We start from the raw sequence: 15,779 nt of genomic DNA, 5'->3' as shown, positions 1-15,779 counted from the left end.
GGGACGGCGCCCGAACTCGTACCCAACCGTGGCGCGGGCCGCGCGCATCGATGGGGTGGGAAGGGGGCGATGTGCGCGAGGATCTCGAACGGGAGTACGTCGAGTACTTCGAGTCACGCATGCCGCATCTGCGCCGGCTGGCGGCGCTGTTGTGCGGCGGCGACGTCGACCGGGGCGACGACGTGGTGCAGGCGGCGGCGACCGCGCTCTACACGCGCTGGCGGCTGGCCCGGGCGGCCACCGACGTCGACGCCTACGTGCGGCGGACCGTGGTGAACATGTTCCTGCGGGAACGGCGGCTGCGCTGGGCGCGGGTCTCGCTCACCGACCGGGTGCCCGACCGTCCGGCCGTCACGGGGCAGCCGGACGACGAGCGCCTGGTCGTCCGCGCCGCCCTGCGGCAGCTGCCGCCCCGCCAGCAGGCGGTCCTGGTGCTGCGGTACCTCTGCGACCTGCCGGTCGCGGAGGTCGCCCAGCTGCTCGGCTGCGCCGAGGGCACGGTGAAACGGCAGGCGTCGGACGGGCTGGCCGCGCTGCGCAAGCGGCTCGGCAACCGCACGCTCGACCTGGCGGCCCAGAGGAGGCTGGCATGAACGACGAGGCGGAGCTGCTGCGGCCGCTTGACATCAAGCAGCTGCCGCCGCCGCGGGTCGACCTGCGGCGGGCGATGCGCACCGGCCGGCGCCGGGAGCGGCTGCGGATCGTGGCCGGCAGCGGGGCCGCGGCGGTGGCGGTGCTCGCCACGGTCGTGGTGGTCAACCAGGCGGCGGGCGGCCCTGTCGACGGCCGGCCGGCGCGCCCGGCGGCCGCGAGCACACGGCCGGCGCCGTCCTCGCCGCCGCTGGGCACCTGCACGTTCACCGACCTGGTCGGCAACGGCGTGCCGGCCGGCGCGGAGACCACGGCGCTCGACCCGACCGGCCGGATCATCGTGACGGGGACGCCCGACTACACGTCCTTCACGCGGGTCGTCGACGGCGTGCCGGAGACGATCACCGGGGTGCCGCCGGGCGGCGGGGCGGTCGTCGCGGTGAACCGGTCCGGCGACTTCCTGGGCTCCAGCGGGTACAAGCCCGCCTGGGTGTACCGCAACGGGAAGTTCAACCAGGTCCCGCTGCCCGGCGGCGTCTCGTCGGTGTCGCCGGTCGACCTCAACGACCGCGGCGACGCGCTGGTGGCCCTGCACGGCGGCGGCCTGGACCCGACCATCCGGCCGGCGATCTGGCCCGCGGGCCAGCCGGCCGAGGTCACGGTGCTGGAGGTCCCGGAGGGCTGGAACGCACAGCCGGTCGGGCTGAACCAGCGCGGCGACGTCGCCGGCCACCTGGAGCAGGGCGGCCGCAAGGACCCGGTGGTCTGGACGGCCGACGGCAGGCTGCTGCACCTGCCGGTGCCCGACGGGCAGGAGAACCCGCTGGTGACCGACATCAACGGGGACTGGGTGATCGCCCGGCACGTGCGGTGGAACATCGCCACCGGCTCGGTCGACCGCATCGACGACATGTGGGCCGAGCGGGTCGACCAGCACGGCCGGGTCTTCGGCGAGGCACCGAACATCGCGCCGCCGCGCCCGGCGGTGTGGGTCAACGGCACGGTCTCGCTGCTGCCCGTCGACCCGCAGCGGCCGCTGGGCATGATGGGCTGGGTGAGTGAGGACGGCACCCGGATGACGTCGGTGCTCCAGGCCGACAACCCGCCGAACCCGCGGCCGGTGATCTGGACCTGCGGGGGCTGAGTCCGGAAGTTGTCAGGCGTCGCCCCGCGGCAGCGGGGCGACGCCACTTGAGGCCCGGCGGTACCGTTGACAGGCATGATGCCGTCGGTGCAGGTCGTCTTTCCCCGCCATGTGTTGTGCGTCCTCGGCGAAGGTTTGGACCTCGACCTCTTGGCGCGCATCGCTCGCGAGACGCCCGGCGTGGACTTCGACCCGGCCGACGCCGCATCGGCGGCGGACCCGCGGATGGCGCGGGCGTTCCGGGCCTCGTTGACCAACGCCACCTTCGAGGACGCCGACTGGGACGCCGTCGAGCGGCACGACACGGTGGCCTATCTGCTGTCGGAGCCGGTCCGGCGGGCCGCCGCCGCCGACGTCGCGGCGCGGATGCTGGCGCTGGTCGCGAGGCTCTTCGAGGCCGGGGCGACGGCCGTCAAGAACGAGAGCAGCGGGCTCACGCACGGGCGGGCGCGGTGGCTCGAGCTGGCGAGCACGGCCGCCGAGGGCAATCCCGACCGCCGCATCGTGGCGCTCTACCGCGCCTGGGTGAAGCGGCCCATCCAGCACGACCACCTGGTCTACAGCTGCGGCCTGCACCTGCTCGGCGTGCCCGACGTCGAGGTGGCCGGGGGCACGGTCGACGACGTGCCGGCGATGGACGCCTTCGCGGGCTACCTGCTGCTCGAGCGGCCGGCGCTCTACAGCGGCGACACCTTCCGGGCCGAGCCCGGCGCGAAGCGGTGGACCGTCGAGCACCGGGCCGACGACCGATACCCCGGCGACGACTTCTTCCACAACCCGTTCGGCATCTGGCGGCTCAGCCCGTGGGGCGCGGCGTCACGCTGACGCTATGCGGGCACGGTCAGGGTGGTGCCGCCGAAGGTGGCGGCCTCCTGCGCGATGCGGCCGGGGTCGCCGCCGTCGAGCCCGAGGGCGAGCGCCGCCGGGTAGGGCCGGACGCGGGCGCCGGCCGCCTCCAGGGCGAGGATCAGCCCGAGGATCCGGCCGTCGAGGGTCTCGTCCGGGGTGAGCAGCAGGCGCCGCTCGTGGGCCTGGGAGCCGCCCCTTCCGGTGAACGCCGCCTGCACCAGCTCGGCCGTGGAGGGGGTCATCGTGCGGGTGGTGTTGACGCCCGGCGGGGTCGGTGAGTACACGGGCCAGTAGGCGTGCCGCTCCCCCGCCCGCGGCCGGCGCGGGTGGCCGGCACAGTGGCGCAGGAACCCGGGCAGGTCGGTGGCGTTGTGGCGGACCGCCTCGGCGACGAGCAGGGCCCAGGTGAAGCCGCCGACGAGGCCCCAGGCGGCGCCGTCGAGCCGGCGGGCGGCCGACCAGGCCCGGACCTCGCGCAGCAGCGGGCGGAACACCGCCGGGTCGAGCCCCTGCAGGAGCGCGTCGGCGTCGCGGACGGCGAGGATCGAGCGGCGGCCGGCCTCGTCGGGGGCGGCGTCCGGGTCGAGCCGCTCGACGTCGCGCAGCGCGACGTGCTGCACGTCGACGCTGACCCCGGCCGCCTCGCCGCGCAGCACCGGGACGACGGCGCCGGCGAGCCGCGCGCCGGGCAGCACGGCGGCCAGCTCGGCGAGCGGGTCGCCGCCCGGGGTGGTGACCCAGACCAGGTCGAGGTCGGTGCCGGGGCCGGCGACGCCCAGCCGTACCGAACCCACCACATGCACGCGGGAACCGGGCCGCACGGCCTGGCAGGCCTCGGTCACCAGCTGCCGGGCGGGCTGGTGGCCGGTGGCGAGCGGCACCGTGCGGCGCACCGCGAACGGCTCGGCGTCGCGGCGGCTGATGAGGTCGACGGCGTCGACGGTGAACTCCAGCGGCTGCCACTCGCGCTGCCAGCGGGCCACCGTGGCGGCGATCCGCTCCGGCGGGCCGGTGAGCTTGGCGACGGTGAGGTGCGGGGTGAAGCCGCCCCGGCTGTCCTGCTCGGTGCAGCCGGGGAAGCGCGCGGCGAGCGCGGCCTGCAGGGTGGTCACCGCGCCGGCGGGCTCGGTCTCCGGTTCCAGCCACACGGTGGTACTGCCGGCATGCTCGAACGTGCCGAACCGGGCCAGCCGGATCCGGATCGCGGCGCGGCCCGCGACGACCTCGGTGACCGCCTCCGCGGCGGCCGGGAACAGCGCCTCCGGCACGAAGCCGTAGACGAGGTTCACGTGCGGCATCCAGCGCCGGTACGACGGGTCGTGCCCCGACCGCAGGGCCTGGATCGGCGCCCAGGCGTGCGCCGGCGGCCGCAGGACGAGGGCCGACGTGTGTACCGAGGCCGCGTCGACGGTCCGCTCGGCCGGCTGCAGCAGCGCGGTGACGCCGAAGTGGTCGGACACGAACCGGTCGCCCGCGGCGAACGGCGTGTCGCCGAAGCGCTCGACGGCGACCGGGACCAGCGGGCCCCGCACCAGGATCCGGTCGAGCCGGCCGGCCCGGCCGGTGCGCGAGGCGACCGCGGCGAGCGGGTTGACCGCGGGGTCGAACGTGAACCCGGCGTTGTGCGGGTGCAGCACCCGCCACGCGTCGGCGAAGCCGGGCACCTCGGGCGTGGTCTCGTCGCTGACGTTGAGGTCGGCGAGCACGACGGCGGCGGCGAGGTCGCCCCGGCCGAGCCGCTCCTCGATGACCCGAAGCTGGTGCTCGCGGCGCTGCTCGGCGCCCTCGGTGTGGTCGCTGGTGAGGTGCGCGGCGACGAACCCGGTGGCGCGGCCGTTGAGCACGGTGTGCCCGACGACGAGCCGCTTGTACGCCGAGAGCCGGTGTGCCTCCAGCGCCAGCGGCCAGCGCGACAGCAGCGTGGTGCCGTAGCCGACGTCGGGGCCGGGGCCGGCCGAGACGTGGTACCCGGCGCGGACCCAGGGCGCGGCGAGCAGCGCCGCCCACAGGTCGTGGGTGACCTCGTGCAGCGCGACCATGTCGGCGCCGAGCCCTTCGAGCAGCTCGACGCAGGCCGGCACGCGCAGGTGCGGGTAGGTGAGCTCGCGGTCGTAGGCGTCGGACAGCACGTTGTACGTCGCGACCTGCACCGCGTCGGCGTGCACCGGCACCGGCGGGCCGGCCGGCACCCAGTCGCCGGCCGCGTCGTCGAAGCGCAGCAGGGCGGCCTCGTCGAAGGCGGCCGGCCGCCGTCTCCGCACGGGGGCGGCGGTGGGAGGCTCCGCCGGCGCGGCGAGGGCGGTCAGGTCGGCGGCGGGCGTGTCGCCCGAGCCGAAGACCAGGTCGACCCGCGACTGCCGGTCCCAGACGGTGTGCTCGCCGGCCTTGACGTACCGGACCCGGTGCCACGGCACGTCCCCGCCGGCCACGAACGCGGGCAGCGGCGCCTCCCGGATGCCGGCGCCGCGCTCCTCGTAGCCGACGACGAACCGCGCCGCGTCGAGCGTGGCGTCGTAGCGGATCCGGGAGACGACCTCGTGCACGGGACGCAGACCGGCTCCACGCCCCTTCGTCATGCCCGTAGGGTAGGCGGCCGCCACGCGCCCCGGCGACCGGTTTCCCTACTGGTACGGCGGTTGCGGCGGGTACTGCTGCCGCTCGCGCCGGTCCCACCGACCCCCGGTCCCCTGACCCTTTCCGCGTCGATCTTGCACCTGTGGTGCCTGGACACTCCCACGATGTCCGGGTTTGTCAGGCACCACAACTGCAAGATCGACGCAATGGAGGGTCAGGCGGGGGCCTCGGTGCGGACCAGGCGGGCGGTCACGATGTGGGCGGCGAACAGTAAGTAGCCGACCAGCAGCGGGGCCGTCACCGGCACCATGGCGGCGAGCGCGGCGGCGATGGTCGACACCCCGGCCACCATCGCCGCCGCGACCGGTTGCCGCCACGCCGCCCCGGCGGCCCAGCGGACCGCGGCGCGCCAGCCCGGGACGTCGTCCCGGCCCAGGCGGACCACGGTCAGCACGGCCACCGCGAGCAGTGCGACGGCAGCGGCGCCGGTGCCGACCAGCACGGGCAACCCGCCCGGGACCCGGCCGGAGGCGACGGCGCCGACGTTGAACAGCAGCAGCCAGGCGACGACCACCGCCAGCGCGGTGGCGGCGAGGCCCGGCAGCAGGGACGAGCGGAAGATCCGCCACAGCCGGCGCGGGTCCACGCCCTCGCCGGCCACGATCGAGGCGATCGCGGCCGAGCCGGCCCGCAGCGCGGCGCCCGCCGTGACCAGCGGCACCGAGGCCGCCGTCACCGCGAGGCCGACCAGGGCCACGTCGGCCATGACCGTGTACGTCTCCCGCCAGTCCCGGCGCATCGCACTACCCCTTCAGGCCCGAGGTGTTGATGCCCTCGACGAGCATCCGCTGGAAGGCGACGAAGAACAGGAACACCGGCAGCAGCGACAGCACCGACATCGCGAACATCGGCCCGACCGCCGACTGGCCCTGCGAGTCGATGAACAGCCGCAGCGCCACCGGGACCGTGTACTTCTCCAGGTCCGAGACGTAGACGAGCTGCCGGAAGAAGTCGTTCCAGGTCCAGATGAACGAGAAGATCGCGGTCGTCACCAGGGCCGGCCGCGACAGCGGCAGGATCACGTTGCGGAACACGCCGAAGGACGTGCAGCCGTCGATCTTCGCGGCCTCGTCGAGCTCGCGCGGGATGCCCCGCATGAACTGCACCATGAGGAAGACGAAGAACGCCTCGGTCGCCAGGAAGTGCGGCACGATGAGCGGCAGGTAGGGGAACTCGCCGCCGACCAGGCCGAGCTCGCGGAACACAATGAACTGCGGGACGATGAGCACGTGGCCCGGCAGCAGCAGCGTGCCGATCATGACGGCGAACCACATGCCGCGGCCGCGGAACCGCAGCCGGGCGAAGGCGTAGGCGGCCAGCAGGCAGGACACGGCGTTGCCGATGACGACGGCGACCGCGACGAGCGTGCTGTTGAGGAAGAACCGCCCGAAGTTCACGTCGAGGTGGTTCCAGCCCTCCGGGTAGTTGCCGGGCGAGAAGTCCTGCGGGAACACCCCGGGGTTGCTGAGGATCTCCTGCTGGCCCTTGAACGAGGTGCCGAGCATCCACACCAGCGGGTACAGGATGACCGCCATGATCGCGAGGATCACGACCAGCCGGATCGCCTTCATCGGTCGTCCCCGTCCGCGTAGTGGACCCAGAACCGGCCCGTGGTGAACAGCACGACGGTGAGCAGGCCGACGGCCGCCAGGAACACCCAGGCGAGCGCGGAGGCGTAGCCCATCTCGTAGTCGGTGAAGCCCTTGATGTACAGGTAGAGCGTGTACATCAGGGTGGAGTCGACGGGGCCGCCGGTGCCGCCGGAGATGACGAAGGCCGACGTGAAGCCCTGGAAGCCGTGGATCGTCTCCAGCACCAGGTTGAAGAAGATGACCGGCGAGAGCATCGGCAGCGTGATCGAGAAGAACCGGCGCACCGCGCCGGCGCCGTCGACCGCGGCGGCCTCGTAGAGCTCCTGCGGGACCTGCTTGAGGCCGGCCAGGAAGATGACCATCGGCGCGCCGAACTGCCAGACGGCCAGCAGGATCAGGGTGCTCAGGGCGTAGTCGGGGTTGTTGACCCAGCCCTCGCCCTCGATGCCGAACAGCCCGAGGAAGCTGTTGAACGAGCCGTCGCGGTTGAACATGGTGAACCACACGATGCCGAGCGCGACGCTGCCGCCGAGCAGGGACGGCAGGTAGAACAGGCCGCGGAACAGCCCGACGCCGAACATGTTGCGGCTCAGCAGCAGCGCCACGCCGAGCGCGGCGGCCAGCTTGAGCGGCGTGGCGACGAGGGCGTACACCACGGTCACCTGGACCGAGTGCCAGAACGTCGGGTCCTCGGTGAACATCCGCCGGTAGTTGTCGAAGCCGATGAACTGCAGCTCGGACCACTCGGAGAGGATGTCGTAGTTGGTGAAGCTGAGCACGAGCGACATGAGCATCGGCGCGGCCGTGATGGCCATCAGCCCGAGGAGCCAGGGGCTGAGGAACAGGTAGCCGGCGACGCCTTCGCGGCGGGTCCCCCGCCCGGCCCGCCGCTTGGCGGGGGGCCGGGCGAGGTGCCGCGTAGGCCGCTCAGTGGTGGTCAGGGCCACTGGAGGGGTCCTTACTTGGAGATGGCGGTCTTCACTGCGGCGATGAACGTGTCGGCGGCCTGCTGCGGGGTGGCCTTGCCGGCCTGGACGGACTCGGCGGCCTTGGTGAGCTCGGAGCGCAGCGTGCTGTGGCCCTTGAGCGGCACCTGAGGCGACGGGCCGAAGGTCTTGCCGATCGTGTTCTCGACGTCGATGGAGGTCTTCATCGCCGGGTCGGTGACGCTGGCCTGCACGGCGCTGCGGATGTCCAGGTTGGACGGCAGGCCGCGGTCGGTGCCGAGGACCTTGCCGGCCTCGGGGTCGTTGGCGAGGAAGTTGATGACGTCGACGGCGACGTCCTTCTTGTCGCTGCCGCGGTACACCGAGAAGTACATCGAGGCGCGGGCCCACTGGGCCTTCGGGTCACCCGGGTAGGGCATGACGCCGAGCTGGTCCTTGGTGTTCTTCTGCAGCTCGGGCAGCTGGTTGACCCACACCCACGAGGCGAGCGCCTTGCCGGTCACCACCAGCTGCTTGGTGACGTCGGTGGCGTTGCCCTCACGGATCACGTCGGCGGTCGGCGTGGCCTTGCGGTCGCGCGCGCCCTTCCACAGGTCGAACCACTTCACCACGTCCTCGGCGGCGAAGCCGAGCTCCTTGCCCTTGTACAGGTCCTTGTTCTGCTGGCGCAGCCAGACCCAGAAGGCCTTGTAGTCGGCGCTGGGGTCCTGGGTGCCGGGGACCTTGGTGGCGGTGGTCGCCTTCTCGGCCCAGGCGATGTAGTCCTCCCAGCTCATGCCCTGCGTGGGCAGCGGCTGGTTCGCGGCTTCGAGCTTGGTCCTGTTGTACACCAGGCCCTGGGTGTTCTCGCCGAAGGCGACGCCGGCGAGCTTGTCGTCGACGACGCCGTACTTCCACAGGCTCTCGGGGAACTTCGTGGTGTCGAGCTTGCCGGACTTCTGGTACGACGTCAGGTCCAGCGTGACGTTGCGCGACGCGTACTCGGTGAGGTAGTTGTCGTCGATCTGGAAGATGTCCGGGGCCTCGTTGCCGGCCGTCAGCGTCGCCAGCTTCTCGAAGTACCCCTGGTTGGCCTGCCAGGTCTTCTTGAACGTCACGTTGGGGTGCTTCTTGGTGTACAGCGCAAGGGCGTCCTCGGTCAGCTTGGCGCGGGCGTCGCCGCCCCACCAGAAGATGCTGAGCTCGACCGGCTTGGTGGAGTCGACCGACGGCGAGTCGCCGCCGTCGTCACCGCACGCGGCGAGCGGGACGAGCAGGGCGGCCGCGACGGCTGCGGACAGCAGCCGGCGGCGGGAGGTTCCGGACATGGATGTCACTCCTAGGCAGGGGACTAGGCAGAGAACTACACACGGGGCGTGGCACGAGGTGCGGTGCGAGCATCGGCCGGAGCGGGGCCGGTCGAGTCGCGGACGACCAGTTGCGTCTGGAGCGTGACCAGTGCGGTGGTGCGGTGTTCCTCGTCGTGCTGCAGCAGCATGTCCACGGCCGCCCGGCCCGCGGCGGCGGTCGGTGTGGCCACCGTCGTGAGCTTGGGGCGGATCAGCCGGCTGAGCATGATGTCGTCGATGCCGACGACGCTGAGCTCCTCCGGCACCCGGATGCCGCGGTCGTGCAGGCCCTCCAGCAGCCCGATGGCCATGAGGTCGTTGTAGGCCAGGACGGCGGTCGCGCCCGTCTCCAGGACGGCGTCGCAGGCGGCCGCGCCCGCGGCCTCGGTCGGCTGGAACGGCCCGACGGCGGACAGCGTGGCGCCGGCCGCCTTCGCCGCCAGCGCGGCGGACCGGCGGATCTCCCGGTTGGTCCAGGAGCCCCGCGGGCCGCCGAGCAGGGCGATGTCGCGGTGGCCGTGGGCCACCAGGTGTTCGATCGCGGTGCGGGCGCCGTGTGCGACGTCCATGACCACCGCGGGGAGCCCCTCGACCGGCCGGTTGACCACGACGAGGGGCACCTCCTTGCGGAGCTTCTCGATCAGGTCGTTGCTCATCCGCGGGCTGCACAGCAGCACGCCGTCGACCTGCTTGGCGAGGGCGTGGACGAGCTCCTCCTCGGCCACCGGGTCCTCGTTGGTGTCCGCCACGAACAGGTGGTAGTCGCGGCTGCGGGCCTGCGACTCGGCCGCCTTGATCAGGGGCGGGAAGAACGGGTTCGCGATGTCCGCGACGATCAGGCCGATGTTGTGGGTGCGGCCGGTGATCAGCGCGCGGGCGGCGCGGTTGGGGCGGTAGCCGAGGCTCTCCGCGGTGGACAGCACCCGGCTGCGGGTGTCGGGGTTGACCAGGTGCGGCGCCGAGAAGGTGCGGGACACGGTGGAGACATGGACGCCGGAGGCGCGGGCGACATCTCGGATCGTGGCGGGCACTGGGATGGTCCTCTCGGCGGGGTGGAGCCGTAGCCGGTGACCTGAGTCACTGGGCCAGGTGCAGGTGCTGCCAATTATGCAAACGGTTGCGCCACTGTCAACGCCCATCGGCGCACTTTTCCCGGCGGTATTGACCGGACCAGGGCGCTCTGCGCATAGTTTGTTGCAAACCTTTGCAGCACACCCCGCAGCACGAAGAAGGAGCGCGTCCTTGAAGCTGCGCTACGCGATCGTCGGCACCGGCTCCCGGGCCGAGATGTTCGCGCGGGCGCTCACCGCCGAGCACCGCGACACCTGCGAGCTGGTGGCGCTCGCCGACCCCAACCCGGTCCGGCTGGCCGTGCACAACGCCCGGCTGCCGGCCCCCGTGCCCACCTACGCCGCCGCCGACTTCACCGAGATGCTCGCCAAGGAGCGGGTCGACGTCGCCGTGGTGACGACCGTCGACCGGGTCCACGACGAGTACATCGTGGCCGCCCTGGAGGCGGGGTGCGACGTGCTCACCGAGAAGCCGATGACCGTCGACGCGCCCCGCAGCAAGCGGATCCTCGACGCGGTGCGGCGCACCGGCCGGTCGGTGAAGGTCACGTTCAACTACCGCTACAACCCGCTGCACGAGGCCGTGAAGCGGGTCGTCGCGAGCGGCGAGATCGGCGAGGTCGGCTCGGTGCACTTCGAGTGGCTGCTCGACGTGCGCCACGGCGCCGACTACTTCCGCCGCTGGCACCGCGACAAGGCCGACTCCGGCGGGCTGCTGGTGCACAAGTCCGGCCACCACTTCGACCTGGTCAACTGGTGGCTCGACGACCTGCCGGCCGAGGTCTACGCCAGCGGCCGGCTCTTCTTCTACGGCGGCGGGGGCGCCCGCCACGGCTATGCCCGCGACTACGAGCGCGCCCACGGCGCGGCCGCCGCCGCGGACGACCCGTTCGCGATCGCCCTCGACGGCGACCCGACGCTCAAGGCGCTGTACCTCGACGCCGAGGCCGCCGACGGCTACCAGCGCGACCGCAACGTGTTCGGGCCCGGGATCACCATCGAGGACGACCTCGCCGTGCTGGTCCGCTACGGGCGCGGCGCCACGATGACGTACCACCTCACCGCGTACGCCCCGTGGGAGGGGTACCGCGTGATGTTCAACGGCAGCCGCGGGCGGCTCGAGCTCGAGGTCGTCGAGAGCGACCACGTCGCACCTGCCGCCGCCAGCACCGTCAAGGGCTTCGGCACCCCGGCCGAGCAGGGCTACCGGTCGCTGCGCGTCCACCCGTTCTGGGCGCCGCCGCGCGACCTGGCGGTCACCGGGTATGAGCGCAAGGGTCACGGCGGCGCCGACGGCCGGATGCTCGCCGACCTGCTCGACCCGCACGCGCCCGCCGACCCGCTCGGCCGCACGGCCGACGCCGAGGCCGGCGCCCGCGCCCTGCTCGTCGGGCTGGCCGCCAACGAGTCCATCGCCACCGGCCGCCCGATCGCCACGCACACCCTCGACGCCGGCCTCGCCGAAGACCATGGGACCGCCAATGCATGAAGACCAGTTGTTCCCCGCGGAGCCGCAGGTCCGCGCCGTGGCGCGCGAACTGTACCGGCACGCCAAGAACCTGCCGCTGATCAGCCCGCACGGCCACGTCGACCCGGCCATCCTCGCCGACGACCGGCCGTTCCCCGACCCGGCGCGGCTCATCGTCGTGCCCGATCACTACGTCACCCGCATGCTCGCCAGCCAGGGCATCCCGCCGCACCGGCTCGGCGTGCCGTCGCTGGACGGCACCCCCAGCGAGACCGACGGCCGCACGATCTGGCGCCTGCTCGCCGCCAACTGGCACCTCTTCCGCGGCACCCCATCGCGGCTGTGGACCGAGTCGGTCCTCGCCGACGTGTTCGGCGTCGTCACACCGCTGCGCGCCGACACCGCCGACGCCGTCTACGACGCGCTGTGCGAGCGGCTGGAGGACCCCGCGTTCCGGCCCCGGGCGCTGTTCGAGCGGTTCAACATCGAGGTCCTCGCCACCACCGAGTCGCCGCTCAGCGACCTCACCGCGCACGCGAAGCTGGAGGCCGACGGGTGGGGCGGCCCCGGCGGCCGGGTCATCACCACGTTCCGCCCGGACGACGTCGTCGAGTTCGACTGGCCCGGCTGGGCCGAGCGGATCGAGCGCCTCGGGGTGGGCACCTACCGCGAGTACGTCGACAAGCTGCGTGCCCGCCGTGAAACTTTCATCGCCGCGGGCGCGACCTCCAGCGACCACGGCCACCTGACGGCCGCCGCCGAGGCGCTGCCGGTGGACGAGGCGGCGGCGCTGTTCGACCGCGCGCTGCGCGGCGCGTCCGAGCCCGGCGACGCCGAGCGGTTCCGCGCCCACATGCTCGTCGAGTTCGCCCGCATGTCGGTCGAGGACGGCCTGGTCATGCAGCTGCACCCGGGCGCCGTGCGCAACCACAACGTGGCCCTGCACCGGCGGCACGGCCGCGACGTCGGCGGCGACATCCCGTCGCCGACCGAGTACGTGCGCGCGCTGAAGCCGCTGCTCGACGAGCTCGGCACCGACCCGCGCTTCCGGATCGTGCTCTACACCCTCGACGAGACCGCGTTCACCCGCGAGCTCGCGCCGCTCGCCGGCGGCTACCCGGCGGTGTTCCTCGGCGCGCCGTGGTGGTTCCTCGACACCCCCGACGGGCTGCGCCGCTTCCGCGAGGCGGTCACCGACAGCGCCGGCTTCTACAACACCGCCGGCTTCGTCGACGACACCCGCGCCTTCTGCTCGATCCCGGTGCGCCACGACGTGGCCCGGCGCGTCGACGCCGGCTTCCTCGCCCGGCTCGTCACCGAGCACCGCCTGCCCCTCGACGAGGCCGCCGAGACGATCGCCGACCTCGCCTACCACCTGCCCAAGCGGGTCTACCAGCGGACCCTTCACGACGGAGCGACCACCCGATGACGAAGATCACCGGCCTGACCGTGCACGACGTGCGGTTCCCGACCGCGGCGGCCGGCGACGGCTCCGACGCCATCAACCGCGGCGACTACTCGGCCACCTACGTCGAGCTGCACACCGCGGAGGGCGTCACCGGCACCGGCCTGACCTTCACCAACGGCCGCGGCAACGAGCTCACCTGCGCCGCCGTCGAGGCTCTCCGGCACCACGTCGTCGGCCACGACGTCGACCGGCTGTGCACCGCCGAGGGCGCCCGCACGCTCACCGCCGACGTCCAGCTGCGCTGGCTCGGGCCGGAGAAGGGCGTCATCCACATGGCGGCCGGCGCCGTCCTCAACGCCGTGTGGGACCTGCGGGCCCGCGTCGCCGGGCTGCCGATGTGGCGGCTGCTGTCCGAGCTGCCGACCGCGGAGCTGGTCGCCGCCGTGGACTTCAGGCACATCACCGACGCGCTCACCCCGGCCGAGGCGGCCGAGCTGCTCGACCGCGGCCTGGACGGGTACGAGGAGCGGCGCAAGGGCGTCGAGGAGACCGGCTTCCCGTCGTACACCACCTCCGTGGGCTGGCTCGGGTATCCCGACGAGAAGGTCCGCGCGCTGACCCGCCAGGCCGTCAAGGACGGCTGGACCGCCGTGAAGATGAAGGTGGGCGGCCCGATCGACGACGACGTGCGGCGCGCCGGGATCATCCGGGCGGAGATCGGCCCGGACGCGCTGCTCATGATGGACGCCAACCAGGTCTGGGACGTCGACGAGGCGATCGCGAACATGGCCCGCCTCGCCGCGTTCGAGCCGCACTGGATCGAGGAGCCCACGCACGCCGACGACGTGCTCGGCCACGCCCGCATCCAGCAGAGCCTCGGCGACCGGTGCCGCGTCGCGACCGGCGAGGTCGCCGCCAACAAGGTCATCTTCAAGCAGCTGCTGCAGGCCGGCGCGATCGGCGTCATGCAGATCGACGCGTGCCGGGTCTCCGGCGTCGGCGAGGTCCTCGCCGAGCTGCTCATGGCGGCCAAGTTCGGGGTGCCGGTCTGCCCGCACGCGGGCGGCGTCGGGCTGTGCGAGTACGTGCAGCACCTGTCGTTCTTCGACCACCTGCGGCTCGGCAGCCCGCTCGAAGGGCGCATGGTGGAGTACGTGGACCATCTGCATGAGCACTTCACCGACCCGGTCACCGTCGTCGGCGGCCGCTACCGGCTGCCCGAGCGGCCCGGCTACAGCGTCGAGCTGCGCCCCGAGGCCATCGCCACGTACAGCTTCCCGGCAGGCCCCGCATGGCGCGCCTGACCCGGGCCGCGCTGCCCCGGCTCGACCCGGCCGTGCGGCCGCCGGTCACCCCGGGCGACGCTTCCGCCGGCATCCTGCACCTGGGCCTGGGCGCGTTCCACCGCGCGCACCAGGCCGTCTTCACCGAGGCGGCGATGGCCGCCGCCGGGGGCGACTGGGGCATCGTCGCGGTCGCGCCCCGCTCCCGGTCCGTCCTCGACCCGCTGCTCGAACAGGACCTGCTGTTCTCCGTGCTGACCCTGGACGGCGCCGAGACGACCGCCCGCGTCTGCGGCGCCCTCGCCGGCGGGCTGCACGCAGCCGGTGACCCCGACGCCGTGGCCCGGCGCATCGCCGACCCCGGCATCCGGGTCATCACGTTGACGGTGACGGAGAAGGCGTACCGCCCCGACTCGCCCGTCATGCGCCTGCTCACGCGCGGGCTGGCCGCCCGGGGCGGCGCGCCGGTCGCGGTGGCGAGCTGCGACAACCTGTCCGGCAACGGGGCGAGGCTGCGGGCGCTGGTGACCGCCGAGATCCCGGCCGACGGCCTGAGCTTCCCGGGCACCATGGTCGACCGCATCGTGCCCGCCAGTACCGAATCCACCTATGCGGCCGCGGCGAACCTCCTCGGCGTCGAGGACCGGGCCGCCGTCGCCGCCGAGCCGTTCACGCAGTGGGTGATCGAGGATGACTTCGCCGCCGGCCGCCCCGCGTGGGAACGGGCCGGGGCGATCCTCACCGACGACGCGGCGCCCTACGAGCGCATGAAGCTGCGCGCGCTCAACGGGGTGCACTCGGCGCTGGCGTACCTCGGCGCGCTCGCCGGGGCGCCGACCATCGACCGGGCCCTCGCCCTGCCGGGGATGCGCGAGACGATGGAGCGGTTCATCGAGCAGGACATCGCGCCGACGCTGCAGCCCCCGCCCGGGACGACGGTCGAGTCGTACGGGCAGAGCGTGCTCCACCGGTTCGCCAACCCGGCCCTGGGTCACCGCACCCTCCAGGTGGCGATGGACGGCACGCAGAAGCTGCCCCAGCGGCTGCTCGGCACGATCGCCGACCGGCGCGCGGCGGGGGCCTGCCCGCGCTACGGCGCGCTGGTGCTCGCCGCCTGGATGCGCTTCGTGCGCGGCTCGGCCGACGACGGCAGCCCGCTGCCGCTCGACGACCCGCTGGCCGACCGGATCCGGGCCACGCCGAACCTGCTGGAGCTCGACGGCGTGTTCCCGCCGGGGTTCGCCGGCGACGACGAGCTGCGCGCGCAGATCGCCCACTGGGCCCGGGACCTGGAGCGCCACGGCGTCGCCGCCACCCTGAAGGCGCTGCCATGACCGGTCCGGAGCGAAGCGGAGGGGCCGGTCATCATGGGCTCAGTTTGGAAGGCATGCGGCCGGAGCGAAGCGGAGGACGCATGACCGGTCCGCAGCGCAGCGGAGGGGCCGGTCATCGTCGGCTCAGTGTT

13 protein-coding genes are annotated in these 15,779 nt (G+C 73.2%); 7 read left to right on the top strand and 6 right to left on the bottom strand.

Annotated elements, in window-relative coordinates; genetic code table 11:
• Positions 1-71 precede the first annotated feature (71 nt).
• The 3 genes from IEZ31_RS36390 (at position 72) to IEZ31_RS36380 (ending at position 2,560) form a co-directional block, all read left to right on the top strand.
• The gene (locus IEZ31_RS36390; RefSeq protein WP_229836172.1) at positions 72-593 is read left to right on the top strand and encodes a SigE family RNA polymerase sigma factor; all 522 of its coding nucleotides are present in this window, start codon (positions 72-74) and stop codon (positions 591-593) included.
• On the top strand, positions 590-1,735 hold the full coding sequence (locus IEZ31_RS36385) for a hypothetical protein (protein WP_190254626.1): 1,146 nt from the start codon (positions 590-592) through the stop codon (positions 1,733-1,735). Before IEZ31_RS36390 ends, IEZ31_RS36385 begins: the two co-directional genes overlap by 4 nt.
• 75 nt (positions 1,736-1,810) lie before the next feature.
• On the top strand, positions 1,811-2,560 hold the full coding sequence (locus IEZ31_RS36380) for a hypothetical protein (RefSeq protein WP_190254625.1): 750 nt from the start codon (positions 1,811-1,813) through the stop codon (positions 2,558-2,560).
• A gap of 2 nt (positions 2,561-2,562) precedes the next feature.
• Here the strand turns inward: IEZ31_RS36380 and IEZ31_RS36375 are convergent, their stop codons facing one another.
• From IEZ31_RS36375 to IEZ31_RS36350, 6 genes are all read right to left on the bottom strand, one after another.
• Positions 2,563-5,160, bottom strand: coding sequence for an RNA repair domain-containing protein (locus IEZ31_RS36375; RefSeq protein ID WP_190254624.1), 2,598 nt, complete (start codon positions 5,158-5,160; stop codon positions 2,563-2,565).
• Between the two features lie 212 nt (positions 5,161-5,372).
• Positions 5,373-5,957 carry a hypothetical protein gene (locus IEZ31_RS36370; RefSeq protein ID WP_190254623.1) on the bottom strand — a complete coding sequence of 195 codons (585 nt, stop codon included), beginning with the start codon at positions 5,955-5,957 and terminating at the stop codon, positions 5,373-5,375.
• A 4-nt stretch (positions 5,958-5,961) separates the two neighbouring features.
• Positions 5,962-6,789, bottom strand: a complete 828-nt coding sequence (locus IEZ31_RS36365; RefSeq protein WP_190254622.1) for a carbohydrate ABC transporter permease — start codon at positions 6,787-6,789, stop codon at positions 5,962-5,964.
• A complete protein-coding gene (locus tag IEZ31_RS36360) occupies positions 6,786-7,757 on the bottom strand; it encodes a carbohydrate ABC transporter permease (protein ID WP_373294744.1) in 972 nt (323 codons plus the stop codon). The genes IEZ31_RS36365 and IEZ31_RS36360 overlap by 4 nt, the downstream gene beginning before the upstream one ends.
• 11 nt (positions 7,758-7,768) lie before the next feature.
• Entirely contained in the window at positions 7,769-9,064 is a 1,296-nt protein-coding gene (locus IEZ31_RS36355; protein WP_190254621.1) for an ABC transporter substrate-binding protein, read from the bottom strand.
• A gap of 35 nt (positions 9,065-9,099) precedes the next feature.
• On the bottom strand, positions 9,100-10,116 hold the full coding sequence (locus tag IEZ31_RS36350) for a LacI family DNA-binding transcriptional regulator (protein WP_190254620.1): 1,017 nt from the start codon (positions 10,114-10,116) through the stop codon (positions 9,100-9,102).
• 211 nt (positions 10,117-10,327) lie between these two features.
• Here IEZ31_RS36350 and IEZ31_RS36345 point away from each other — a divergent pair, with 211 nt between their 5' ends.
• From IEZ31_RS36345 to IEZ31_RS36330, 4 genes are read left to right on the top strand one after another with little or no spacing between them, the layout of a single operon-like run.
• On the top strand, positions 10,328-11,644 hold the full coding sequence (locus IEZ31_RS36345) for a Gfo/Idh/MocA family protein (RefSeq protein ID WP_268241717.1): 1,317 nt from the start codon (positions 10,328-10,330) through the stop codon (positions 11,642-11,644).
• On the top strand, positions 11,637-13,052 hold the full coding sequence (gene uxaC / locus IEZ31_RS36340; RefSeq protein WP_190254618.1) for a glucuronate isomerase: 1,416 nt from the start codon (positions 11,637-11,639) through the stop codon (positions 13,050-13,052). Before IEZ31_RS36345 ends, uxaC begins: the two co-directional genes overlap by 8 nt.
• Positions 13,049-14,335: an enolase C-terminal domain-like protein gene (locus IEZ31_RS36335; RefSeq protein ID WP_190254617.1), complete on the top strand. Its 1,287-nt coding sequence runs from the start codon at positions 13,049-13,051 to the stop codon at positions 14,333-14,335. Before uxaC ends, IEZ31_RS36335 begins: the two co-directional genes overlap by 4 nt.
• Complete coding sequence (locus IEZ31_RS36330; protein WP_190254616.1) at positions 14,323-15,648, top strand: mannitol dehydrogenase family protein; 1,326 nt, start codon at positions 14,323-14,325, stop codon at positions 15,646-15,648. The genes IEZ31_RS36335 and IEZ31_RS36330 overlap by 13 nt, the downstream gene beginning before the upstream one ends.
• Positions 15,649-15,779 lie beyond the last annotated feature (131 nt).

Source organism: Dactylosporangium sucinum (assembly GCF_014647515.1).
Taxonomy (GTDB): Bacteria; Actinomycetota; Actinomycetes; order Mycobacteriales; family Micromonosporaceae; genus Dactylosporangium; species Dactylosporangium sucinum.
The sequence above is the reverse complement of the archived record's forward strand: the minus strand, read 5'-3'. Positions and strand labels throughout refer to the sequence as shown.

Coding starts and splice junctions, on each gene's coding strand:
- IEZ31_RS36385 (WP_190254626.1), top strand. CDS start 590: ATGAACGACGAGGCGGAGCTGCTGCGGCCGCTTGACATCAAGCAGCTG.
- IEZ31_RS36380 (WP_190254625.1), top strand. CDS start 1,811: ATGATGCCGTCGGTGCAGGTCGTCTTTCCCCGCCATGTGTTGTGCGTC.
- IEZ31_RS36375 (WP_190254624.1), bottom strand. CDS start 5,160: ATGACGAAGGGGCGTGGAGCCGGTCTGCGTCCCGTGCACGAGGTCGTC.
- IEZ31_RS36370 (WP_190254623.1), bottom strand. CDS start 5,957: ATGCGCCGGGACTGGCGGGAGACGTACACGGTCATGGCCGACGTGGCC.
- IEZ31_RS36365 (WP_190254622.1), bottom strand. CDS start 6,789: ATGAAGGCGATCCGGCTGGTCGTGATCCTCGCGATCATGGCGGTCATC.
- IEZ31_RS36355 (WP_190254621.1), bottom strand. CDS start 9,064: ATGTCCGGAACCTCCCGCCGCCGGCTGCTGTCCGCAGCCGTCGCGGCC.
- uxaC (WP_190254618.1), top strand. CDS start 11,637: ATGCATGAAGACCAGTTGTTCCCCGCGGAGCCGCAGGTCCGCGCCGTG.
- IEZ31_RS36335 (WP_190254617.1), top strand. CDS start 13,049: ATGACGAAGATCACCGGCCTGACCGTGCACGACGTGCGGTTCCCGACC.
- IEZ31_RS36330 (WP_190254616.1), top strand. CDS start 14,323: ATGGCGCGCCTGACCCGGGCCGCGCTGCCCCGGCTCGACCCGGCCGTG.